Genomic DNA, 22,819 nt, shown 5'->3' with positions numbered 1-22,819 from the left:
CGCCGGCTCCGCCAGCCAGCCCCCTCGGAACGGGTAACGTTATTCGCGCCGAATCGGTTGCGGGGCACGATACTCGCGAGGCCGGCCGGCGAGTTTATTGGTCAACGGCTGGTTCTACCCGCGGCGGATAATTATGAACAACACTGTGAAGGAGAAAGACCGGTGACAATGGTCGACGAAACGACGACCGCGCACACTGGTCCGGAGAATCCAGGTGGCGCACCAGCATCCACTGATGAGGGCACGGCGCCCACCGGCGTCACCGCCGCGCCCCGAGCGGCCCTGCGCGACGAGGACTTCTGGCTGTTCCGCGACTATCCGCTGTCCGTGGTGACACCGGTGGTGCTGGTCACCGCCGCGGCCACCTGGGTTGCAACGGTTTTCGCGCTGCCGCTGGCGGCCGTGGCCGGGATCGGCGCGGCCGTGCTGTTGCTGGGGCTGGCACCGATGCGGCGCCGCGCACCTCGCTCGCTCGCCGGAATGTGCGCCGGCGCCGTGGGGTTCCGGTGGTACCGGATGCGGCACAATCCGAGCACCCGGCCGCCGGAGCCGTTCGACGTGCCGGTGCCCGAAGGCGGCAGTTACGGCGTGCGCTGGGACAACGACCGGCTGATCACCATGCTGCGCATCGAGCCGCCGCCGGACATGGTGACCTGGCTGCGGCCCGGCTCGCTGGATGCCGGGCAGCTGCTGCCGCTGGGCGAGGTCGCGAACTGCCTGTCGCAGTTCGACATCACGCTCTCCTCCATCGACGTGATCAGCGCCGGGGCCCGCACCGCCAGCAACGGGCCCGTCGCGCAGATCTACGACAGCATCCTGGGGCCGCTGCCGGCCATCGCCCGCCGCACGGTGTGGCTGGTGCTGCGGCTGGATCCACTGGCCAATGCCGAGGCCGTCGCCAACCGCAGCGGCGGCGGGGAGGGCGCGCTGCGCACCGCGATCATCGCCACCCGCCGCGTCGCCAATCGCCTTGCCGCGCACGGCATCACGGTGTCGGTGCTGACTGCCGCCGAGATCAACACTGCGGTGCAGCAGCTCACCCACGGCATCTCCGTCGATCAGTTCACCGAGACCACGGCCTCGCTGCAATACCAGGGCGTGCATCTGACCAGCTACACGATCGGCAACGATCTCATCGGCACCCGCGGCTTCGCCGATCTGTGGTCCACGCCGAGCCTGTCCACCACGATCGCGGTGCGGTTGCGGCCGGTGCCGCCGCGCGGCGACCAGCGCGCGGTATCGGGGCTGGTCTCGCTGAATGCGCTGGTGCGCTTCGACACCATGACCGCGCCCGAGGGTGCGCCCGTGCCCGGCCTGCGCCGGCTCCCCGGCCAGCAGCGCCGCGCGCTGCTGAACACGCTGCCCATAGGCACCCCGGACCGCTCGGCCGACGAGCAGCGCGGCCCGCTCGACGCGCTCACCGATCTCACCGTGCCCACGGCCGGATGCGGGCAGCTCATCGGCGCCGACACCACCGGCCAGGGCATCGCGGTGCCGCTGCTCGGCGAGGGTACCCGCTATCTCGAGGTGATCGGCAATCTCGATCTGGCACAACAGGTTGTGTTGCGAGCGCTGGCGCTGGGCGCGCGGGCAGTGGTGCACACGACCCGCACCGAGGCCTGGTACACCATGGTCAACCACGTCGGGGCGCCGCATGCGCTCTCGCTGGCGCCGCGCTCAATGGGCACACGGGAGCCCACCAGCGCGCCGGTCGAGCCAGCCAGTGCGCCGTATCCGACGACCACGATGGTGGTCTTCGACGGCATCACACCGACCGCACTGCCGGGCGGAGCCACCATCGTGTACGTGCACGCGGACGAGCAGGGCCACGCGCCGTTCGATGCGGATGTGACGCTGATGCAGCAGCCGTCAACACCGAATCAGATCACCGTGCGCACCGCCGCCGGATCGTCGACGGTGCAGATGGTGACGACGCCGGACGAAATGCAATACATCGGGGAATCATTGGTCACCCGGGAAGCGCAGTGACGCACGGAAAGCGGTGGGCCGGTCGGCGATAATTTCGCCGACCGGCCCACGCTATAACGCTGTGCGAACTCAGAAACCCGAGAAGCCGTCCGCGACGACACCGTCGGCCTGACGCGCACGATGCATCGCGTCGTTGACCGAGTCGTAGAGCTTCTGCAGCACGACCAGGTTGTTGTCGTACTCGTCGGACCAGTTCTTGAAGACGCCGTCGAAGGCGGCCTTGGCCTGATCACCCTGCAGGGCCTGGTGGAAACGCTTGGCCGTGTCGACCAGGTTGCTGGCCTCGTGGTTCAGATCCTTGTGCGCACCCTCTAGTTCATCATGCAATGCGGTCATAGTGGCGGGGTCGTAAAGAATGTCAACCATGTGTGAAACCTCGTTTCGAGTCTGGAATTTCTGATCGGAATCGCCTCGTCAGCGATCGACTCCGTAAAGTGGGCGCGAACCGCAGAATTAGGCCTGCTGGTCCATGCTCGTGATGGTGTGACCGCCCTTGTCGACGGCATCGCTCAGCGCGTTCAGCCTGCCCTTCAGGGTTTCAGCCTCGTTGTGCCATTCGGTCGCGGCCTTCAGGAACGACGCGTTCGCGTCACCCTTCCAGCCCGCCTTGGCGCGATCGGCCGAGTCCTCGATTTCCTGAATCTTGTTCTTGATCTGGTTGATCGCATCGTGCATGTCTGTGACGACATTCTTGTGCTGTGCGTGGTCCAGGGCGACGACGTCGCCACCGCCCATGAAGTTCACCATTTTCCGAACCTTTCCTCATCGTTGAATTCAATCTCGGCGATCAAAGTCCGATCGCCCGTCGAAATAGGAGATGCATACATATTTCGCAGGAATCAGTCCGTCAGCCACCTTCCCCCGGGCAACATCTCGACCACCGTGGAAAGAGCTTCCGCGATTCGACGATCGGTACCCGGTGCGACGGTGGACCAAAGCTGCTGGTCCGGCGCAATTCCCGCGGTGACGAGAACTCGCCCGCGGCCGGTTTCGTAAATGGCGATCGCGCCGGGCGAACGGATTGTCGAACCGTCCTCGTGCGCATAGGCCACTATTTCGGCATAACCACGGCAGGATGCGAATGCCAGGCCCAATACCGTGGCATCGCGGTCGGCGACACCGAGCGCATAAAGGGCATCGGCGTAATCGACGGCCGTGGTGGATTCGTCCAGTCGCTGGGCCAGTTCGTCGGCCGGGGCGCTGAAAGTCGCCACATCCGCAGGCGTGCCCGCGCCCAGTGCCTGCAGCAGCGGGCGGGCCAGCGCGGTGCCCGAGCCGTCGGACCAGATCGCCTCGATGTCGAAGCTGTCGCCGGTGCGCACGGCCGCGGCATGCTGTTCGCCGCGCCGGGCCACGCAGACGCGTACCACCCTGGCGGATGGTAAGCCGGCGGGGCGGGTGAGCTCAGTCGGCTGCTCGGGCGTGGATTCCGGTTCGGCGTCCGCGGATTCCGGTGCGGTGGCATAGATCCGGGCGACGATCTCGCGATCCGGCTGAGACAACGCGAACAACGCCAGAGCCAGTTCGGATTCCACTTCGCCATAGGGGTCGAGGACACCGGCGGCGGTCAGGTCCGCGGTCGCCCGCTCCTGCGCATCGCGCCAGTCGTTATACGAATCATGTTGCGGCGCAACGGCGAGCACTACCGGCAGTGTTTGCACCCTGAGGCGCTTGGCCACCGCGAACAGACCGTCGTTGGTCAGCGTCGTCATGGCGCACCCGTACCGGTAGCACCCGGCTCGACCGGCGGCGCCGGTGCGGCCACCCCGCCCAATACCGCGGGGGCGCTGACGATTCCGGTGTCTACGCCGAGTTCGTCACGGCCCGTGGTGGTTTCCTTGACGAGACCGGACCGATGCTCGGCCGCGGTGCCGCCGACCGGGCCACCCGCAGCCATCGGCGAGGCGATCGGACTGCTGCTCGCGGACGCGGTGGTCACCGGAGTCGACTGTGTCACCAGCGCTTCCGTGGTAGTCCGGGTCTGCACCACCGAGGGCGCCCGATACACCGTCTGTACCGGCGGCATGGTGAACGTGGGCGGGGTGAAGTTCGGCATGGCCGGCAGCGCACCCAAGGACATCGTGGGCGTCGCGACCGTTTGGGCGGCGGCCTGTTCCGCGGCCAGCGCGATACCGGAGGTGAGCGCCGGCGGCGGTGCCTGCGTCCAGGGTTCGGCCAGCGGTTCGGTCGCCGCCTCGTAGGTGCGCATCACCCGCGACGCCGCGGCCTTCGCGACATCGGCGTCGGTTTCGGTGGTTGCCGCCACCGCCTTGATCGGGGCGCCGAGCGCGGTACCGATCTGCTCCAGCGAGCGCTGCACCACCTCCAGGATGGCGATGTCGGCAGTGTTCGGCATCGCCATCCGGGCGATTTCGTAAGTGGCAGCCTGGCTCGCGGCCCGGGTGGCGTTGTTTGCCGCCTGGGCGGCGGCGTCGGCCAGCCAGTCTCGCAACTTGCTGATCCGCTCGTGCACCGCATTACTGCCCTGCGACTGCCAGGCATTCTGCAGCGTCGCGAGGATCTGCTGGTACTCGACGACCGCTGCACCGAAGGCGAGCGACAGCCGCGACCAGCTCGCGCCCGCCTCGGCCATCGGCACGGGACCCGGACCGGTGGTCAGCTCGCGCGCGAGCCGACCGGCCTCGCGCGCCTCCCAGACCACACCGGTGAACCCGGGCTGTGGTGACTCGATCATCGTCGGTAACCCTTTGTCCGAATCGCGCTGCGGCTCAGACCGATCGGGCGACGTGCGCGGCGCTGTCGCTATCGATCTGCTCATAGTGGCCGGCCTGGGCGCGCAGTGCGGCGGCCAGCTTCCGGATCTCCTGCACCCCGGCGGCGGCGCTGGTGGTGTAGGAGTCGGTGACCCCGTTCATGGACTGCGCCGCGCGCAACGACACCTCGTCCGCGCCCGCGGGCGCGACGGTCAGCGGGGGCTCAGCGGCCCGCAGCTCGTCCTCGAGCCGCTGCGCCAAGCCGTCCAGGCCGGCGGCCGCACCACGCGCCGCCGCGGGGTCGAAATACACCCCGTCGAAATTATCCGTACCGGCCATGACGACCTCCCTCATTTGTTATGAACTCAGGTCGGTGGGTCCACCGCCGGAGTGTTACAGCGTGAATTCCTTATCCGCCGGGGGTTCAGCGGTCTGCGTGCCCGCGGCGCCTACCACCGGCAGCGTGACCCCGACGATCGGACCGACCACGGCGTCGCCGTTGCTGCCCGTCACCAGATTCGCCTGGTGCGCCGCCTGCCCGGTATCCCGCACGGCCGAGGCGGCGGCGCCGACAGCACCGCCCGTCGGCAGCATGCCAGGCGAGGCACCGGACGAGACCGGGCTCGACATCGGCTCCAGTGCGGAAAGGTTTGCGGCCGCGGCCGTTTGGGTCGGTATGCGGGGCGCACCCGTGGCACTGGTGCCGGTCCAGGGGCTCAACGACGTGGCCGGGACGCCCAGTACCGGCATACCGCCGCCACCGACACCAGCACCACCGAGACCACCTGGCACGCCGCCCCCTCCGGGGAACGACGCGGGCGACATCGAATCGTTCTGCGTCGCATCGATCGACTTCGGCGCGCTGAGCGAGGTGTTCGCGGTCTGCAACTGCTGCGCGGCCCGGGCGCCGGTCTGCGCCACCTGTGCCAGCGACTGCACCAGTTGCATGAGTTCTTGCAGACCTTGGGCATTGAGGCCCTTGGGCGCACCGGTGATCGGGATCTTGGTACCGACGTGCGCCATATTCACCGAGTGCACGGCCATCTCGGCGCGCGTCTTACCCACCACCGCAAGGCCCTCGCTGATCGCCTCGATGGTCGAGGACAGCAGGAACGCCTGCCCAGGCGGGGTAACCAGGAACGGCGCCACCATCGCGGTGGTGGTGGCGTACTGGCCCACCACACCCGCCATCAGCGCCTTCCCGGTGAACATCGAGAAGGCGGCGTTGCCGAGCACGGCCTGCTGACCGCCGCTCTGCGTGGCCAGCTCGCCGCTGTTCACCTGTGCGGCAGTGCTTTTGGTAGCGGCCGACTGGGCGCCGTCGCTCTGCCAGAGCTGCATCGCCACCTGCAGCGCCGTGGTGCCCAGCTGCATCACGATCTGCAGCCCCTGGGTGATGCCGTTGAGCACCTGCATCGGATCGATCGCGGGAGCCTGCCCGGCGACCGGGCCGGGCACGCCATTCGGGGGCATCGGCGCGGCGGAGTCCTGCGGGGGGCCGGGGGCGCTGGCACCATTGGGGGTGGGCAGGCCGTTGTGGGCCGGGGCGGCCTCGGGATTCGCTGCCGGGACCGGAGTTTGCGCGGGCGCGGCCGGCGCGTCATGGACGGCCGGGGTGCCGATCTGACCGGTGCCGAAGGCGCCCGCCAGATCGGTCAGCGGGCGCATCAGCGCGCCGATGTCCAGCGGCGGGAGCGGCGGCAGGCCCGGAAGCGGCGGTGCCGGCGGAATGATCGGCAGCTGAGGCAGGCCCATCTGATGCAGGATGTGACTCACGGGCTGGTCCAGCATCGGGGCGAGGTTGCTGCCCCGAAGCAGTTCCAGCACCGTGGGGTCGAGCGAAGGCTGTGACATCGTCAGGCCCGACGGCCGATGTCGTCCAGGTTCGCGGCCGAGCCGCCGTCGGTGTGCTCGTAGTGGGCCGCGGCCTCGTGCAACGTCAGCGCCGTGCCGGCGTGCACCGCGGCCAGCTCGTTCACCGAGGTGATGTGGTTGAGCTGCGCGCCCGCGTACGAGAACAGGAAATCCTGCCCCAACAAACCGAACACCGGCACCGCCGCAGCCATGGTGGCGGCCTGGTCGACGTTACCCAGCGCGGCCACGGTAGTGGCCATCGTCGCCGAGGCGTTCCCGAATTCACGAATCGCGTCGGGTGTCGCTGCGATCCTGTCCATCGAAACTCCACTCCTAATAATGGCTGTCGATCCACAGTGCATCGTAAACATACCGGACGAATTCCCGCTACGGCATTAGTGCTCCGTAACTTTCGGAGCAAGCACTGCATGACCGAAAAATGATGGAATTCTTACGCCCGGATGAGCACGACTGCTGCGCTGCGGCAAATCCGCTGACACATAGCCGATCCGGTCATCGCCGCATTTCCTCGTTGAAGGCCTCGATCAACTCGCCGCGCTGCGCGAACGCCTGCCGCGCCGCCGCCATCGCCGTATCCACCAACGTCTTCTCGAAGTCCGGCGGCGCAAGCCTCGAAATCGCCTCGGAAAATTCGAGATCGAGTAACTTGCCGTTCCCGTCGACCTCCACCGTCACCGCACCGTCGGGCGAAGTCTTCCGGACCCGGATCGCGGCCATATCGTCCCCGAGATCACGCATCCGATACAGCCGCCGACGCACCGCGTCATCGAGTTCATCCATCGTCTCGTAAAGACCCCTCCCAACGTTGAGATCACCTGGATCTGCCATCCGAGATGGCACTATGAGCGGGCGGTATGTAACGATGAGATCGCGTGTCTTACTCAGGATTTCAGGAGTTGAATGTGGCCGTGACGCTGACAGTTGATCTTCACCCGGTTTTCCGGAGTGATCGCGACATCGACAATGCGGTACGTAGCGCGATCTTCCGTGCGGTTGCGCAGAAGGTCGGCTTGTTGGAGATAATTCCAGGCAAAGGCTCCGGAACCCTGAAGCGCCGTGTTCTCGCGAAGCTCGCCCAGCCAAGCTTGAAAAAGTTCTACCGGCGCGTCGAGGCTGATCCGGGAAACGAGGGCCGGATTCTCGTTCATTTCTGACCGGAGCGTCCCAACGCCCTGACACGCGGTCGTATTTGATCGAGCACAGCCGAATCAATCAACAGGTGACGGACATGTGGCGGTGCTGATCAGCCACGGGTCAGCCTTCACGAAGCAGCTCCAGGACTCGGCAATCTTTACCTAGTCGGCCACGAGCACGCGTGGGTGTGCGATGGTTTCCGGCCGTAGTAGCCGCTCGAGTTCCTCGGCCGGCAGTAGCCCTTGTTCGAGTACGAGTTCGGCGACGCCGCGGCCGGATACCAACGCCTGCTTCGCGATTCGGGTCGCGGCGTGGTAGCCGATGACGGGGTTGAGCGCGGTCACCAGCCCGATCGAATTGTCGACATACCCACGCATAACCTCCGGGTTGGCGGTGATCCCCGCGATGCACCGACGCGCCAGCACCAGACAACCCGAACGCAGCTGGGTGATGCTCTCGGCAAGCGAAGCCACGATGACCGGCTCGAAAGCATTGAGCTGCAACTGACCCGCCTCCGCAGCCATCGTGACGGTGAGATCGTTACCGATCACCCGGAACGCGATCTGGTTGACCACCTCCGGAATCACCGGGTTGATCTTGCCGGGCATAATCGACGACCCCGCCTGCACCGGCGGCAGATTGATCTCGTTGAACCCAGCCCGCGGCCCCGACGACAGCAACCGAAGATCATTGCAACCCTTGGACAATTTCACCGCGATCCGCTTGAGCACACCGGACAGATGCACAAAGGCCCCGCAGTCCTGCGTAGCCTCCACCAGATCCACAGAAGTCTGCACCGGCAGACCAGTGATCTCCCGCAAATGCCGACAGGCAGCCTCCGCATAACCAGGTGCCGCGTTCAGGCCGGTACCGATGGCGGTAGCACCGAGGTTGATCTCATGCAACAGGGTAGCCGCCTCATCCAGACGCTGCCGGTCCTCACCGAGCATGACCGCGTACGTACCGAACTCCTGCCCCAAGGTCATCGGCACCGCATCCTGCAGCTGGGTACGACCCATCTTCAGCAAACCACCGAACTCCGTTGCCTTGCACTGGTACTCGGCGCGCAGAACCTCCATCGCCTCCGACAACCCCCCGAGCGCGTAAATGGTGGCCAACCGCACCGCACTCGGATAAGCATCATTGGTGGACTGCCCGAGATTGACATGCTCGTTCGGGTGGATACGAGAGTAATCACCCTTGTCGCAACCCAACAGTTCCAGAGCACGATTAGCAATCACCTCATTGGCGTTCATATTCGTCGAGGTACCCGCACCACCCTGCAACACATCAACGACGAACTGGTCATGCAGCCCACCGGAACGAATATCGACACACGCGGCGATGATCACCTCCGCCACATCCGACGCCAGCAGGCCCAACTCGGCATTCGCCCGTGCCGCCGCCTCCTTCACCGCAGCCAACGCCACGATCAACTGCGGGAACGCGCCGATCACGGTACCGGTAATCGGGAAATTCTCCCTGGCCCGGGCAGTATGGATCCCCCAGTAAGCATCAGCCGGGATCTTCATCTCACCCAACAAGTCGTCTTCGGTGCGGTAGCTCATGAGGCGTCCTTCGCAGTGCTAGTGCGGCACAAGAACTAATCTGCCGTCGACTGACGTAATATACCATCAAAATATGGCACAACCAACGGGTTACACGCCGCCCCGCTCGGCAGCCGGGATCGCCGGCTGCCGAGGGGGCCCAGCCGGTCTCGGTGGCGGTCGAAGAAGGTCACGAACGGTTCCTGCCTTTGAATGCGGTGTACGGCAGCAGCAGCGACAGCAACACCAACGACCCCACGTAGAACAGCGCGATCCGGGCGATGACCGAGTTGATCGCGCAGAGCATGACCTTCTCCGGATTCTCGGCCCCACCGGCCGCCTTTCCGACGAGTTCGACTGAGGCATAGGCGAAGACGACCCCCGTGGTGGACAACCTCCGGCGCTTGCCGACCAAGCGATCGTCGCCGCTCCCCACCCGATCCAGGTATCGAACCCTAGGATGACCTCACCCAAGACGCCGACTACGGACCCGGTTAACCGCGGCGACCAGTGCGTCAGTGGAGCCGAGGTGCACTACTTGCGGACCCCTCAATAGCCCAAACCGTTCCGCGGCCGCCGGACCTGCGGCCGCGGAACGGTCCGATCGGACTCGGCGACGTTATCAGGGGATGCCGAGACCGACCGGTATCGGCGGGATTCTCCCTCATCGTGGGCGACACCGCCCGACTCCCGCCGACGATTGTTGGGCTACTGGTCGCGGTGCTCCAGCGGGCGCTCGGCCAGCACCGGGAACTGCCCGGTGTAGCCCTCGCGCTCGGCGGCCAGGGCCGCCACGCGGCGCCGGGCGACGAACCAGCCGGCCACCATCAGCGGCAGCACCACAACCACCACGGCGATCAGCGCGCCACGCTGGGTGGCGTCGCGACCGAACAGCATCAGCCCGAGCACCGCCACAAGGAACAACAGCGCGGCGATGCTGGTGTAGGGCGCGCCCACCAGCCGGAACTTCGGACGCTCGACCAGCCCCTGCTTGGACCACTGCCACAGCTTCAGCTGGCACAGCAGGATCGCGGCCCACGCCGCGATGGTGCCCAGCGCCGACATGTTCAGCACGATCTCGAACGCCTTCGCCGGCACGATGGCGTTGAGCCCGACGCCCAGCAGCGCGACAGTGCCGGTAGCGAGGATGCCCACGTACGGCACGCCGCCCTTGGTCATCCGCGAAGCGAGCTTCGGCGCGCTGCCGTTCACCGACATCGACCGCAGGATGCGGCCGGTCGAGTACAGCCCGGCGTTCAGGCTGGAGAACGCGGCGGTCAGCACGATCAGATTCATCACCGAGCCCGCACCCTCGACACCCAGCTTCGAGAAGAAGGTCACGAACGGGCTGGTGCCGGCCTTGAATTCGGTGTACGGCAGCAGCAGCGACAGCAGCACCAGCGAGCCGACATAGAACAGCGCGATGCGGGCGATGACGGAGTTGATCGCGCGCGGCATGATCTTCTCCGGGTTCTCCGCCTCACCAGCCGCGGTACCGACGAGTTCGACTGCGGCATAGGCGAAGACGACCCCGGTGGTGGTCAGTACCAGAGGCAGCACCCCCTGCGGGAACAAGCCGCCGTTCGACGTGATCACGCTAGGTCCGGTCGACGCGCCCGCAATCTTGAACCGCCCCACCAGGAAGACGATGCCGATCACCAGGAAGCTCACCAGAGCAACGACTTTGATCAGCGCTGCCCAGAACTCCATCTCGCCGAACCACTTCACCGACACCATGTTGATCGCGACGACGATCACCAGGGCGACCAGCGCAATCGCCCACTGTGGAATAGATTTCGTCGCGCCCCAGTAGTGGACGTATGTTCCGATCGCGGTAATGTCGACGATGCCGGTCATGCACCAGTGGAAGAAGTATGCCCAGCCCACACTGAATGCCAGCTTCTCCCCGTAGAACTCGCGGGCGTACGAGACGAAGGAGCCCGAGGACGGCCGGTGCAGCACCAGTTCGCCGAGCGCCCGCAATATGAAGAAGACAAAGATCCCGCAGACCGCATAGGCCAGGAACAGGCCCGCGCCCGCCTCCTTCAGCCGGGAGCCCGCGCCCAGGAACAGGCCGGTGCCGATCGCGCCGCCGATGGCGATCATTTGCAGCTGCCGGGGGCGTAGCGCCTTGTGATAGCCGGCGTCCTCATGAGCATGCGCGTTCCCCGCAGCTCCGGCGGTTCCCGGTGATTGAACGGTGGTCATGATCGTGCCTTCCTGTGATACGGACCATGCCATTGATTGATGGAACGTACCAGTGATTGACGGCACACAGCAAGGGTTGCTGTCCAACCCGCTGTTACGTTGTGGTTTCCTGGAGGACATGGCGGTGGATGCGGAGTTCACGATCAGCGCGTTGGCGCACGAGACCGGGATGACAGTCCGGACCCTGCGCGACTACAACGAGCGCGGCCTGCTCCCGCCGCCGCAGATGAAGGGCCGCATCGGGTTCTACAGTGAGGAACACCTCAACCGGATCCGCATCATCGGCCGACTGCTGGAACGTGGCATCACCCTCAACGGGGTCCGCGGACTGCTGGAGGCATGGGACCGCGGGGACGATCTGGCGGACGTACTCGGCGTCTCGGCGAGCACCGCTGCGCAGCCACAGCAACCTTCCCGCGCCCCGGCCGGGGAGCGGGTCGCCGCCACCGATCTCGCCGAGTACTACCGCGAGATCCCCGGCGGCCTGGCCCGGGTGGTCGCGGCCGGGCTGTACGAACCGCTCGACGCGGACAGCTATCGGATCACCGATCCCGAACTCGTCGACGTCCTCGATCAGCTGATCGACGCCGGAATCCCACCGGCACGCGCGCTCGACGACATCGACCGGCTACGCGCCGATTGCGACCATATCGCAAGGCAATTCGCGGATATGTACGAGCGCACCATCGTGCGTTCGTTCCGGCGTTCCGCCCGCACAGCGCAGGATGCGCGGGAACTGGCCGAGCATCTGACCGCCGCCCGGAAACAACCCAGGCGGGTGGTGTCCGGCTTGGTCGACCGGTTCGTCGCCCGCCATCTGGACTACCTGACCGAGCGGGAACTTGCCGACCTACAGCATGACCAACCCACGTAGGGCTCTGCGCCGAGCCCGCCGAGGCGGTATGAATCACCGGCCAGGGAGCTTCACCACCACGACTGGGGCCGCAACTCGTTGGCCAAGTCGATCAGCGCGTACCGTTGCGACGGATGCGGGGCCTCGCGGGCGATTCGGCGCAGCGTCCGTTCGATCCCTCCGCGTAGTTCCTTCTCGAGGTACCGCACGCCGAGGATGGCGGCGTTCGGGTCCTGCGGACGCCCACCGTGCCGTAGCCAGGCCAGGGCGACACCCAGGACGAGCGCGCGCATCTGCAGTACACGCGGCTCACCGGGAAGCTCTGCCAGCCGCGCGGCGGCATCCAGATCCGATTGGGTGAGTTCGGTGACCGGACGTGAGACGAGCAGCACGCATCCGGTCATCCGGGCCACGTTGTGGTGACGCGATATCTCGGAAACCTGTTGCAGCGTGGCGACGGCCGCGGCGGTGTCGCCGCCGGCGGCCAGCCGGCGCGCGAGGCCGAATGCCGCGCTCGCCACGCTACGGTCGGTATGCCAAACGGCCCGGTAGTACTCTCTCGCCGCGTGGCCCCAGCGAGCGAGATCCGCTGATCCACAGCGAGTTTCGAGCACCAGTTCGGCGGTCGCCGCCAGCGCCAGTTGCGGCGCGATCTCACCGGGAACCGCGGAATGAACGAGATCGAATTGCTCGTATGCCTTCTCGTAATCACCCATCGTGAGTTCGGCGAGCCCCGCATACCACCCGATACGCCAGTCCGTGCGGTGCCCCGGACGCAGTTCGGCGAGCTTGGCGCGGACATTCTCCACCTCACCCAGATCGAGGTGGGCCCGCACCTCCGCCAAAGTCCCTTCGAGTTCGAAGGATTCGTGTGTGGCGATCTTCCCGGCCAGCATGTTCCCACGCGCCTCGCGCAGCGTATCGACGGCCCGGTGCGGATCGCCGTGCAGCAGAGGTGACAGCAGGTCCGCGTTGGGGTCCTCGCTGTCGATCAGCGGTACCGGCAGTGCGGAAACAACATTCGGCGCGTCGAGAGTTGCCCTGTGGTGCACGCCGTCGAGAACGCCATCGGAAGGCCGGATGAGCGTATCGATCCCGAAATCGCCTCGCAGAGTGCCGAATACCGCCGACACCTGCGGATAGTCCCGGCCGGTGTCCTCGGCCAGGACGGCGCGCAGTACGCCGAGGAGTTGACGGTGCATGGCGTAGGCGGACGGAAAGCGTTGTACCGGGTCGTTGTCGGTGGCTACCGCCAGCAGGCGCGCGAACGATGGATAACGGCGCAGCACCAACTCGTGGTCCGGGCGGGGCAGGCCGGGCATTTTGTGGCCGTGCCGGTCGGTGGGCATGCGAAAGGTCAGCGCTGCCAGTGTGCGGCCCACCATGTAGATGTCGGAGGCCACGGTGGGCCCGGTCCGGGCGAATTCCGGCGCCTGATACCCGGGAGTTCCGTACAGGTTGCCACCGGACCGCAGGGCTGCGACCGCACCGAGGTCGATGAGTTTGACCTCGTCCGCAGCGACCATGACGTTGGCGGGCTTGAGATCGTTGTACGCCAGGCCGAGCGAATGAAGATAGTCCAGCGCCGACAGGATTTCCAGTGTGTAGGCGATGGCTTCGGCCACCGGGAGGTAGCCCAGGGCACGCCGATCCAACTCGGTTTTCAGCGAACGCCCGCCGACATACTCCATCACGATATAGCCGACCGGAGTCCCGTCCACGGAACGGTGCTTCACGAAGTTGAAGATCTTCACGATCGCCGGATGCGCCATCTCCGAAAGGAATTGACGTTCGGCCAGGGCGACCACGTTGGCCTCTATGTCGAGCGGATTCTGCAACCCCTTCAACACCACCCAGCGGCCGCTGACATTGCGATCGCGGGCCAGGAAGATCCACCCCATTCCGCCGTAGGCCAGGCAGCCGCATACCTCGTATTGACCCGCGACCAGGTCACCGGGCTCGAGTTGCGGCCGGAAATGGAATGGTGATCCGCAGTGCACGCAGCTGCCGCGCGGGACGCCGTACTCGCCGGAGCCGGAACGCCCGACCGGCTGCCGGCATTTCCAGCAGTACCGTTTGTCCTCGGGCACCTCGGGATCCGACAGGATCGCAGAAGGCGGATCGACCAGCGCAACCCGCGGCATCGTGACCAGCCCTGCACCGAGCCGCCGCACACTCGGGCGAGACCGCGTCTCCGGATCCGCGCCGTCCTCGGGCAACGGTTCGGAGTTGTCCGGCGTCCACCGAGGCGTGCGGGTGACATCCGCCCGCCGAGTCGCCGATGGATCCGCCGCATCGGCGGCATCGGGCGCCCGCAGCGGCACCGGGTGCGCTGATGGGCTGGAATCGTCGATCATTCGCCTTCTCGGGATTCCCGATAGTTCCCGCATACTGCTGCCAAGGCATCAATCCCGGGCAGTACTTGTTCCGATCGAACACCCGCGAAGCTCAAACGCATCGTATTGCGGTGCAGTAACGCATCATCAGCATAGAAGGCGCTGCCCGGCCTGAAGGCGACATCTCGCAGCAACGCACGATCCAAGGCCGCGTCGGCATCGAAACCCGGCGGGCCGTCCACCCATACGAACAATCCTCCGTCGGGTTCGGTCCACCGGAACCCGCCGGGAAAATACTTGCCGAGCGCCGTGCACAACAGCTGGAGCTTGGCCGAATACGCCTCCGTGATCGTCTGCAAGTGCTCGGCCATGAACGGGCTCGCCAGGAATTCGGCCGCAATGGCTTGGCAGAGGGTCGACGTCTGCATGCCGATGCCGTGCTCGAGTGCCGATACCGTGCTCAGTACGTCCGGGGGCAACACCGCGATTCCTATTCGGATCGCGGGTGCCAGTGTCTTGGACAAGGACGTGATGTACACGGTGTTGTTCGGCGCGAAGGCCCAGAACGCCGGTATCGGTCTGCCGCGGTAGCGAAGATCGGCATAGACGTCGTCTTCAACCGCCAGGGCATTTCGGCGAACAATTACCTCGGCCACCTCCGCCCTTCGTGTCGTGGGCATCGTTCGGCCCGTGGGATTCTGGAACGTGGGAAGCAGATAGACGAGGGCCGCCGAGGTGCGTGCGAGAGCCTCGTCGAGCGCCTCCGGAAGGAGACCTGCCTCGTCGGATTCGACGCTTGTCACGGTTGCCCCATAGCTCTGAAACATCTCGAGGGCGGGACCGTGGGTGGGGGTTTCCACAAGAACCACGTCGCCGGCGCCGAGTACTGCCCTACACACGTTGTGCAGTGCTCCGGATCTACCCGTTGCAATGTGAATATTGTCCGCGGGACATCGAATCCAACGCTCCGACAACAGGTGGGCAGCCTGTTCCAGTAACGGCCCGAATCCCTGGGGCATGCCGTATTGCAGTGCCCGATTTCCGTATTTGGTCATCACGGTGTCGACCAGACCCGGTACGAGTTCGCCCGGCAATAATGTCGTCTCCGGCGCTCCCGCGGCAAAGGATATGACCTCTGGGCGACGGCCCAGCAATGAAAACAACTCATCGATGGCACCGCTTCTTATCGTCCCGGTCGGGCCGAACCGTTTAGTGACAGCCAACTTACCCGCCCAACATCTTTCGTGACCCAACATACTTTCATGACCCAACGCGGTTCACAGCGGAGGAAGATGGGCGATCTGGACCATCTCCTCACCACGGGTGCGCGTGATCAACGTGCCCCGGCGGGGTGGGAGTTTGCTCGGGCGCACATCACCGACAGATCGCGGTAGGGACCGCCCTCACGGGCGGCCCCCCACACAGATCCCAGCGTGCGGAACTATCGCACTGGGCTCCCGCCTCGGATTTTGGCGTCGAAGCGCACTTCGGGAAACTCGCGCTTCACGCGAGCGGGCGGCAACCACTTGGCGGTAAGTCGGTCCATTCCACGAATCGCGTCGGGTGTCGCTGCGATCCTGTCCATCGAAACTCCACTCCTAATAATGGCTGTCGATCCACAGTGCATCGTAAACATACCGGACGAATTCCCGCTACGGCATTAGCACTCCGTAACTTTCGGAGCAAGCACTGCATGACCGAAAAATGATGGAATTCTTACGCCCGGATGAGCACGACTGCTGCGCTGCGGCAAATCCGCTGACACATAGCCGATCCGGTCATCGCCGCATCTCCTCGTTGAAGGCCTCGATCAACTCGCCGCGCTGCGCGAACGCCTGCCGCGCCGCCGCCATCGCCGTATCCACCAACGTCTTCTCGAAATCCGACGGCGCAAGCCTCGAAATCGCCTCGGAAAATTCGAGATCGAGCAACTTGCCGTTCCCGTCGACCTCCACCGTCACCACACCGTCGGGCGAAGTCTCCCGGACCCGAATCGCGGCCATATCGTCCCCGAGATCACGCATCCGATACAGCCGCCGACGCACCGCGTCCTCGAGTTCATCCATCGTCTCGTACATGGCGTCCTCCCCTACACCTGCCGCAGCCAGCTCTGCGGCTCGGACTCGTCTTGTTCCTCCAGCGCCTCCTGACGTGCCACCTCCTCCGGCGTCGGCAGGCCCATCAGGTTGATCATCTCTTCGGCTACCCCGGCCTGCTCGAACTCCGCCCGCCGGGCCAGCGCGGCCCGGTTGGACGCCTGGCGGCACAGCCGCATGATGTCGGCCGCCAGCGCGTAGGGGTCGCGGCGCAGTTCGGCCGCCTCCAGCGAAACGCCCAGGGGCAGGCCCTGATCGGTGGTGCGCACCGTGATCGCGCCGGTGCGCGAGCTCGCGGTCCACTGGGCTGGTTCGGGTTGCTCGTCGGTCATGCTGTGCTCCCTCGCGGTGCTGCCGCTTCCGGCAGCCACTCAGATCATGGATTCCGGACCGCCTGAACAGCAAGCAGATCGCCACGATCGCCGTGAGTAGCGAATTGGCGTCGTACTGCGGCTGTTCTACCGCCCGCTTCCTCATGCCACCCCTCAGCGGGCCACGCGGCCGGAGGTTGCGCAAATCGGTTGGTTCGCAAGGGGTGGTGGGAGCAGGGGCTTATGACCGTTTCATGTGGTGGTGACCAGGTTTCTTCGTCATCCGCGACCATTGCGACAAAATACATTGCTGTCGCATCTCGTTCCGATGATCTTGTCTGTGGTGACCACAGCCGGTTGACTGGGCAGTGAGCCCGCGGATTCGATCCTGGCTGCAGGAGGTAGGTCGGGTACGGCTCACGTCGTGCCCAGCAATCATGAACTCCGTGATCGGCTGGGACCGTTCGGTGCGCTCGAATTCATCGACGGCACAGTGCATTCGCCCGCGCCATAGGATCATGAGAAGTTGTGGACGAATACGCCGTGCTGCGGGTACCGAGGTTCCGTGTGCTCGCCGACGGCATCGTGACCGACCCGGTGGCTGTCGCACGCACACCGGAGTGCGTCGATGTCGTCGCGATCGATGACCGAAGCCGGCTCTGTCATCTCGTCGTAGCCGCCGGTGCGGCAAGGATCGTCGAGCGGCTGGAACTGCCCGCCCCGCCCGTTGGCCGCCCGACCATCGGGTCCTGGGGCGCCGATCGGTTGGATTTGTTCGTCCGTGATGTCGAGTCGCGGTTGTGGCATTGCGAATTCGACGGCCGCTGGGGGCCGCCGCGGCTGGCTCGGTCTGCGGGTGCGGTATCGGATGCGACCCTCGTCAGTTGGAGCCGCGGCCGATTCGATGTGTTCAGCACAGGCGCGGACGGCGTGCTCGAACACTATTGGTATCAGCAGCCGATCGGCCTGATGGGACCGGAGAGTCTGGCCCGTCCTGTGGTCGGACAGCCTGCCGTAGTGGTTACTAGTTTGTATGGGCTGGAAGTTGTCGCGCGCGGCAGCTTCGACGGGGTGTTGCAGCGGCAGTATCACGTCCCCGAGGAGCGCACACACGAGTGGACCTCGACACCGATGCTGCCCGGCCGCACCACCTTCGATGTCGGTCCAGATGTCGCGCCCTCGACTGGGGAATCGCTGCGCTGTACCGGTGATCCGACCCTGGTGTGGTGCCGGGGCGTCGGTGCGGTCGAGAACCGCCTGGTCGCCTTTGCACGGCAAGAGGATCGGCTTGTCCAGTTCGAACCCGGGCCCGACTGGCCGACCGGTCGTGGTAACCGCGTACTGACCGTGCCGACGGTGGCCTCGGATCCCGTGGCGGTCTCGGCCCGGCCCCGCCGCGTCGATGTGTTCTTCGGGGTGTCCGCAGGGACGGTCGGCTGGCTCACCACTGACACGGGCGGTTCCTCGGCACGCCACCGCGTGCTCGACGATGGCATCGGCTCGGTCGGCCGCCCCGCGGTGTGTTCGAGCCGGCCGGATCGGCTGGAACTGTTCGTCCGCACTGCGGCGGGCGAATTGCGCACCGGATGGTGCGAGGTGAACGGGGAGCAGTGGAATGCCTACGCCTGAGTGGCGGCGCGCATTGGTCGCGATTCAGTCCGCCGATGGTGCGACCTACGGCGCCGGATTCCTCATTACCGAGCGGCACGTACTGACCTGCGCCCACGTCATCGGCGATGCCACCGGAGCAGATGCTGCGGCCGATGCGGTGCCGACCGAACCGGTGCTGGTGGAGTTCACGCAGGTACACGGCGGTGAACCGATCGAGGCAGCGGTGGTGGCCTGGTCGCCGGTCGATGACGTACACACTGGTGATATCGCGGTATTGCTGCTTGCGAGCGCCCCGCCCGCGGTCCCGATCCGCCTGCTGGACTCGGATTCGATAGCGCTGTGGGGGCATTCCTTTCGCGTCTACGGTTTCCCTGAGGGCCATGACGAAGGGCTGTGGGCGACCGGTGTGATCCGGGATCGGGTGGGTGGTGGCTGGTATCAGCTCGAGGATGTCAAGGTGCCCGGTTCGGCGATCGAAGGCGGCTTCAGCGGTGGCGCGGTGTGTGACGATCTGGCCGATGGTGTGGTCGGCATGGTGGTTGCTCGCGACCGTGCCGCGACCCGCAAGATCGGCTTCATGCTGCCCGCGGCGCTCATCGCTCCCGTAGTGGCGCAGTTCGGCGTCGAGCTCGGGTCGGCCCGACCGGCGATGGGTCTGCTGTCCAATGTGCCGACCTTACCGACTCAGTTCGTCGCGCGGGCCGTGGCGTCGGAGGTCCTCGCCGCGCTATTGGCGCCGGCCGAGGACGGCGCGCGGGTCGCTGCGGTAGGCATGGGCGGTGTCGGGAAATCTGTTCTCGCAGCAGCCGTTTGCCGTGACGAGCGAGTCCGGGCGGCTTTTCCGGATGGCATAGTCTGGGTGGAGTTGGGCCCGAATCCGGTGACGCCGACCAGACAAGCGCAGGTGGCGGCCGCCTTCGGGCAGCAGGGTGTGGTCTTCGCCGACGCTCAACAGGGTAAGGCTCTTCTCACGCAGTTGCTGGCGGGGCGACGTTGTCTGCTGGTCGTCGACAATGTCTGGGCGGCACCGGATCTCGGTGATCTCGATATTGTCGAGGCGCCTGGACGGCTATTGTTCACCACCCGGGATACCGCCATCGTGCGATCGGTGGGCGCGACCTGCTTCGAGGTGACCGGGCTGAGCATCCGGGAATCGCTGGTGTTATTGGCCCGGTGGGCGCGGCTCGCGGTGGAGGAACTACCGCGGGAGGCGTTGGAGATCGCGGCCGAATGTGGCTATCTGGCGCTGGCACTGGCGATGGCGGGTGCCATGATCGCTGGCCGCCCGGAGCGCTGGCCCAGAGTGCTGCGCCGATTGCGCCAGGCCGATCTCGCCAAGATCGCCCAACCGTTCGGCAACTATCCATACCCAGATCTTTTGCGCGCAATCAGCGTCAGCGTCGACGCCCTTGATCCTGCCGATCGCGCCCGCTATCTCGAACTCGCGGTCTTCAACGGCAGGAATCCGACCGTCGGTGCGGCACAGGCGCTTTGGCAGCACGCTGGACTCGATGAACTGGACGTGGCGGAGCTGCTCGACCGCCTCGCCGACCGATCGCTGATCCAGCTCGGTAGCGGCGGCCGTTTCGGGATGCATGATCTGCAAATGGACTATGTGCGCCACCAGGTTTCAGAGCTAACGCACCTGCATCGGCGATTGGTCGAGGAATATCGGGAGCAGGCGCCGGGCGGTTGGCAGCATGGTCCGGATGATGGCTACTTCTATCGAAACCTGCCGCATCACCTTGCCGCGGCAGGAGCGGGCGAAGAGCTGCGCGCGCTGCTGTCACACCTGGCGTGGTTGCAGACGATGCTGTGGGCCACCGACGCGACGGAGCTGATCGCCGCCTATCGATTGCTGCCGCAGTCGGATCCGGTCGCGGTCGTCGGCGACGCGTTGCGGCTGAGCAGCCATGCGCTGACTCGCGGTAGGGGGCAGCTGCCCGCCCAGCTGGTCGGGCGTCTCGGCGAGTCGGATTGGCCCCAAGTTCAGGAACTCGTTGCCGCAGCATGCGGCTGGCGCGGCGAACCCTGGCTTCGACCGCGAGCCGCAAGTTTGACGGCCCCGGGCGGGCCCCTGCTGTTCATGCTGGTCGGGCATACCAGTCCGATCCGTGATGTCGTGCTCACACCCGATGATCGGTATGCGCTGTCCGGCGGCTGGGATGGCGCGGTGCGCGTCTGGGATCTGGCGGACGACGGCCGTGAAAGGTATGTGCTGCACGGGCATTCGGGTGGCGTGTGGAAGCTTGGGGTATCCGTCGACGGCCGCTATGCGATGTCCGGATCAGCCGACGGCACCATTCGCGTGTGGGACCTCGCCGACGGGAGTACCCGGCATGTGCTGCGCGGTCACCAGGCCGCGGTGTGGTCGATTGCGCTCGTTCCAGGCAGCACATTGCTGGTGTCGGCATCGGTCGATACGACGGTGCGCGTATGGGATTGGGCGGTCGGCCGGGAGGTCGGGGTGCTGCACGGACATACAGGTATCGCGTTCACCGTGCTCGCTGCGCGTGACGGACGGACGATCGCGTCGAAGTCCGAGGACGGCACGCTGCGCATCTGGGATCTCGGAAGCGGCACGCAGACATGGTGTTTCGACAGCCGTCAGCGCGGTGTGCAGTCGCGCGCGATGGCGTTGACCGATCGACACGCGCTGTTCGCGGGCGACGACGGCACCGTGTACTGCTGGGATCACCGTGACGGATCGGTCGTGTGGATCGACCGGGATCCCGGCCGTGGGCAGGTGTGGTCCGTCGCGGCGACACCCAACGGCGGGCATGCGGTGGTCGGCTGTGCGTCGGGGGAGGTGCTATTGCTGGATCTCGAAACTGGGTCCCCCGCAGTCGAAGTCGGCCTGCACAGCGGGTGGGTCGAGATGGTGGCGGTGGCACCGGATGGATATCACGTGCTGTCGGGCGCCGACGACGGCATCCTGCGGTTGCGCGATCGCCGGATCGGGGATGAATCGGCGCGGACGCTGCGCGGCCATACGGGGTGGATCGCAGCCGCCGCGTTCAGCTCCGACGGAACACGCGTGGTGTCTGCCGCGAACGAATCCACCTTGCGGGTGTGGGATATGACCGTTTCGCCGACTCAGCGTGGCGCTCCGATGCACGCCGCGTGGATCGGAGCGATTACCGCGGTAGCTGACCACACGGTTGCGGCCGCTGCGGATGACGGATCGGTTTCGGTCTGGGACATGGCGACAGGACGGCGATCGACAACTGTGTCGATGACGGCCACCGCGGTCGCCGTCGTCGAGGTGGCGAATCTCGGGTGGATGGTGTTGGACCAGCTGGGTGCCGCGATGGTACTGCCCGGTGAGGCCTTGGGCGATATGTCGAATCAGGCGGACATCGGCTCGGAGGTGCGGTTGTATGCGATGGGCGAACCCGTCCCCGGGCAGGTGGTGCGCCGCGCCGTCGCCTGTGATGCGGTGCGGGGAGCCGTCGCCGTGGACGGATGCCTGGTGGTGGCGTCGACCACCGCGATGCGGTTCTTCGGCCCCGCCGATTCGATCTGGGACCTCGACCTGGGAGCGATTGATGCCCAGCTGGCGGAGCCACCACGAATGCTGGTGGTCGAAGCTGGTAGGCGTCATGTCGTGGTCGGCGGCATCCGGGGGCAAGTCAGCGTGTGGGACGTCACTACCCGCCACCAGATCCAGACCTATCGAGGACGGGGCGGCCCGATTATCAGCCTGGCGACGGCCGTCGACCAGGTCCTGTCCGGCTGCGTCTCTGGGGTGCTGTCGGCTTGGCGACTCGGATCCCCGGAACTGGTTTGGGAGCAGCAGGCGCACGATTCGCTGCTGACCGGCATTCTGATCGTCGGGGACCGGGTCGTTACCGGTGGCGGCGACGGTGCGATCCGGTTGTGGCGACTTACCGACGGAGCGCGAATCGGCGTGCTCGCCGAACTCGGTGCACCCGTGCGCGCCATCGCAGCGCTGCACGGGGGTCGGCGCATAGCCGTTGGGGCCGGTGACCTGCTGGCTGTCTACGACCTCGAATCCGGAATCGAGGTGGCCTGTTTCACCGGCGACGGCCGCATCACCGCGATCGCGCCCTTGCCCGACGGTGGTGTGGCATGTGGTGAGGCGGCGGGCGCCGTACACATACTCACGTTGTGCGAAGAGTGAG

At 66.0% G+C, this 22,819-nt stretch carries 19 protein-coding genes and 1 pseudogene; 5 read left to right on the top strand and 15 right to left on the bottom strand.

Annotation, left to right across the window (positions count from 1 at the left end; genetic code table 11):
* Positions 1 to 168: 168 nt before the first annotated feature.
* Positions 169 to 1,989 carry a type VII secretion protein EccE gene (gene eccE, locus ABZ293_RS28615; RefSeq protein WP_355185654.1) on the top strand — a complete coding sequence of 607 codons (1,821 nt, stop codon included), beginning with the start codon at positions 169 to 171 and terminating at the stop codon, positions 1,987 to 1,989.
* 69 nt (positions 1,990 to 2,058) lie between these two features.
* Here eccE and ABZ293_RS28610 read toward each other — a convergent pair whose 3' ends face one another.
* The 8 genes from ABZ293_RS28610 to ABZ293_RS28575 form a co-directional block, all read right to left on the bottom strand.
* The gene (locus ABZ293_RS28610; protein WP_354961924.1) at positions 2,059 to 2,355 is read right to left on the bottom strand and encodes a type VII secretion protein EsxR; all 297 of its coding nucleotides are present in this window, start codon (positions 2,353 to 2,355) and stop codon (positions 2,059 to 2,061) included.
* Between the two features lie 87 nt (positions 2,356 to 2,442).
* The gene (locus ABZ293_RS28605) at positions 2,443 to 2,736 is read right to left on the bottom strand and encodes a WXG100 family type VII secretion target (RefSeq protein WP_355185615.1); all 294 of its coding nucleotides are present in this window, start codon (positions 2,734 to 2,736) and stop codon (positions 2,443 to 2,445) included.
* 92 nt (positions 2,737 to 2,828) lie between these two features.
* The gene (locus tag ABZ293_RS28600) at positions 2,829 to 3,701 is read right to left on the bottom strand and encodes an ESX secretion-associated protein EspG (protein ID WP_355185613.1); all 873 of its coding nucleotides are present in this window, start codon (positions 3,699 to 3,701) and stop codon (positions 2,829 to 2,831) included.
* Positions 3,698 to 4,684, bottom strand: coding sequence for a PPE domain-containing protein (locus ABZ293_RS28595; RefSeq protein ID WP_355185611.1), 987 nt, complete (start codon positions 4,682 to 4,684; stop codon positions 3,698 to 3,700). Before ABZ293_RS28595 ends, ABZ293_RS28600 begins: the two co-directional genes overlap by 4 nt.
* 34 nt (positions 4,685 to 4,718) lie before the next feature.
* Positions 4,719 to 5,042, bottom strand: a complete 324-nt coding sequence (locus tag ABZ293_RS28590; protein WP_355185609.1) for a PE family protein — start codon at positions 5,040 to 5,042, stop codon at positions 4,719 to 4,721.
* A 54-nt stretch (positions 5,043 to 5,096) separates the two neighbouring features.
* Positions 5,097 to 6,557: a hypothetical protein gene (locus ABZ293_RS28585; RefSeq protein ID WP_355185607.1), complete on the bottom strand. Its 1,461-nt coding sequence runs from the start codon at positions 6,555 to 6,557 to the stop codon at positions 5,097 to 5,099.
* Between the two features lie 2 nt (positions 6,558 to 6,559).
* On the bottom strand, positions 6,560 to 6,877 hold the full coding sequence (locus ABZ293_RS28580) for a type VII secretion target (RefSeq protein WP_355185605.1): 318 nt from the start codon (positions 6,875 to 6,877) through the stop codon (positions 6,560 to 6,562).
* A gap of 193 nt (positions 6,878 to 7,070) precedes the next feature.
* Positions 7,071 to 7,358, bottom strand: coding sequence for a YbaB/EbfC family nucleoid-associated protein (locus tag ABZ293_RS28575; protein ID WP_355185603.1), 288 nt, complete (start codon positions 7,356 to 7,358; stop codon positions 7,071 to 7,073).
* Between the two features lie 92 nt (positions 7,359 to 7,450).
* Between ABZ293_RS28575 and ABZ293_RS28570 the strand changes: the two genes are divergently transcribed.
* Positions 7,451 to 7,732, top strand: a complete 282-nt coding sequence (locus ABZ293_RS28570) for a Smr/MutS family protein (protein WP_355185601.1) — start codon at positions 7,451 to 7,453, stop codon at positions 7,730 to 7,732.
* Between the two features lie 141 nt (positions 7,733 to 7,873).
* Here the strand turns inward: ABZ293_RS28570 and ABZ293_RS28565 are convergent, their stop codons facing one another.
* The 3 genes and pseudogenes from ABZ293_RS28565 to ABZ293_RS28555 form a co-directional block, all read right to left on the bottom strand.
* On the bottom strand, positions 7,874 to 9,280 hold the full coding sequence (locus ABZ293_RS28565) for an aspartate ammonia-lyase (RefSeq protein ID WP_354961993.1): 1,407 nt from the start codon (positions 9,278 to 9,280) through the stop codon (positions 7,874 to 7,876).
* A 161-nt stretch (positions 9,281 to 9,441) separates the two neighbouring features.
* A pseudogene (locus tag ABZ293_RS28560) lies at positions 9,442 to 9,647 on the bottom strand (L-asparagine permease); the annotation flags it as partial.
* A gap of 320 nt (positions 9,648 to 9,967) precedes the next feature.
* On the bottom strand, positions 9,968 to 11,467 hold the full coding sequence (locus ABZ293_RS28555) for an amino acid permease (protein WP_355185652.1): 1,500 nt from the start codon (positions 11,465 to 11,467) through the stop codon (positions 9,968 to 9,970).
* 52 nt (positions 11,468 to 11,519) lie between these two features.
* On the opposite strand from ABZ293_RS28555, the gene ABZ293_RS28550 reads away from it, so the two are divergent.
* Positions 11,520 to 12,341, top strand: coding sequence for a MerR family transcriptional regulator (locus ABZ293_RS28550; protein WP_354961847.1), 822 nt, complete (start codon positions 11,520 to 11,522; stop codon positions 12,339 to 12,341).
* A 50-nt stretch (positions 12,342 to 12,391) separates the two neighbouring features.
* Here ABZ293_RS28550 and ABZ293_RS28545 read toward each other — a convergent pair whose 3' ends face one another.
* The 4 genes from ABZ293_RS28545 to ABZ293_RS28530 form a co-directional block, all read right to left on the bottom strand.
* Positions 12,392 to 14,677: a tetratricopeptide repeat protein gene (locus ABZ293_RS28545; protein WP_355185599.1), complete on the bottom strand. Its 2,286-nt coding sequence runs from the start codon at positions 14,675 to 14,677 to the stop codon at positions 12,392 to 12,394.
* The gene (locus tag ABZ293_RS28540) at positions 14,674 to 15,711 is read right to left on the bottom strand and encodes a PLP-dependent aminotransferase family protein (protein WP_355185650.1); all 1,038 of its coding nucleotides are present in this window, start codon (positions 15,709 to 15,711) and stop codon (positions 14,674 to 14,676) included. The genes ABZ293_RS28545 and ABZ293_RS28540 overlap by 4 nt, the downstream gene beginning before the upstream one ends.
* Before the next feature lie 723 nt (positions 15,712 to 16,434).
* The gene (locus tag ABZ293_RS28535; RefSeq protein WP_355185597.1) at positions 16,435 to 16,734 is read right to left on the bottom strand and encodes a YbaB/EbfC family nucleoid-associated protein; all 300 of its coding nucleotides are present in this window, start codon (positions 16,732 to 16,734) and stop codon (positions 16,435 to 16,437) included.
* 11 nt (positions 16,735 to 16,745) lie between these two features.
* Entirely contained in the window at positions 16,746 to 17,084 is a 339-nt protein-coding gene (locus ABZ293_RS28530) for a hypothetical protein (protein WP_354961807.1), read from the bottom strand.
* 507 nt (positions 17,085 to 17,591) lie between these two features.
* Between ABZ293_RS28530 and ABZ293_RS28525 the strand changes: the two genes are divergently transcribed.
* Both ABZ293_RS28525 and ABZ293_RS28520 read left to right on the top strand, forming a co-directional pair.
* Positions 17,592 to 18,692: a hypothetical protein gene (locus ABZ293_RS28525; RefSeq protein ID WP_355185595.1), complete on the top strand. Its 1,101-nt coding sequence runs from the start codon at positions 17,592 to 17,594 to the stop codon at positions 18,690 to 18,692.
* Entirely contained in the window at positions 18,679 to 22,818 is a 4,140-nt protein-coding gene (locus tag ABZ293_RS28520) for an NB-ARC domain-containing protein (RefSeq protein ID WP_355185593.1), read from the top strand. The genes ABZ293_RS28525 and ABZ293_RS28520 overlap by 14 nt, the downstream gene beginning before the upstream one ends.
* Position 22,819 lies beyond the last annotated feature (1 nt).

The sequence above is a fragment of the Nocardia sp. NPDC005998 genome (genome assembly GCF_040614395.1).
Classification (GTDB): domain Bacteria; phylum Actinomycetota; class Actinomycetes; order Mycobacteriales; family Mycobacteriaceae; genus Nocardia.
Note: the sequence above shows the minus strand (reverse complement) of the source record. Positions and strands in the feature narration are given on the sequence as shown.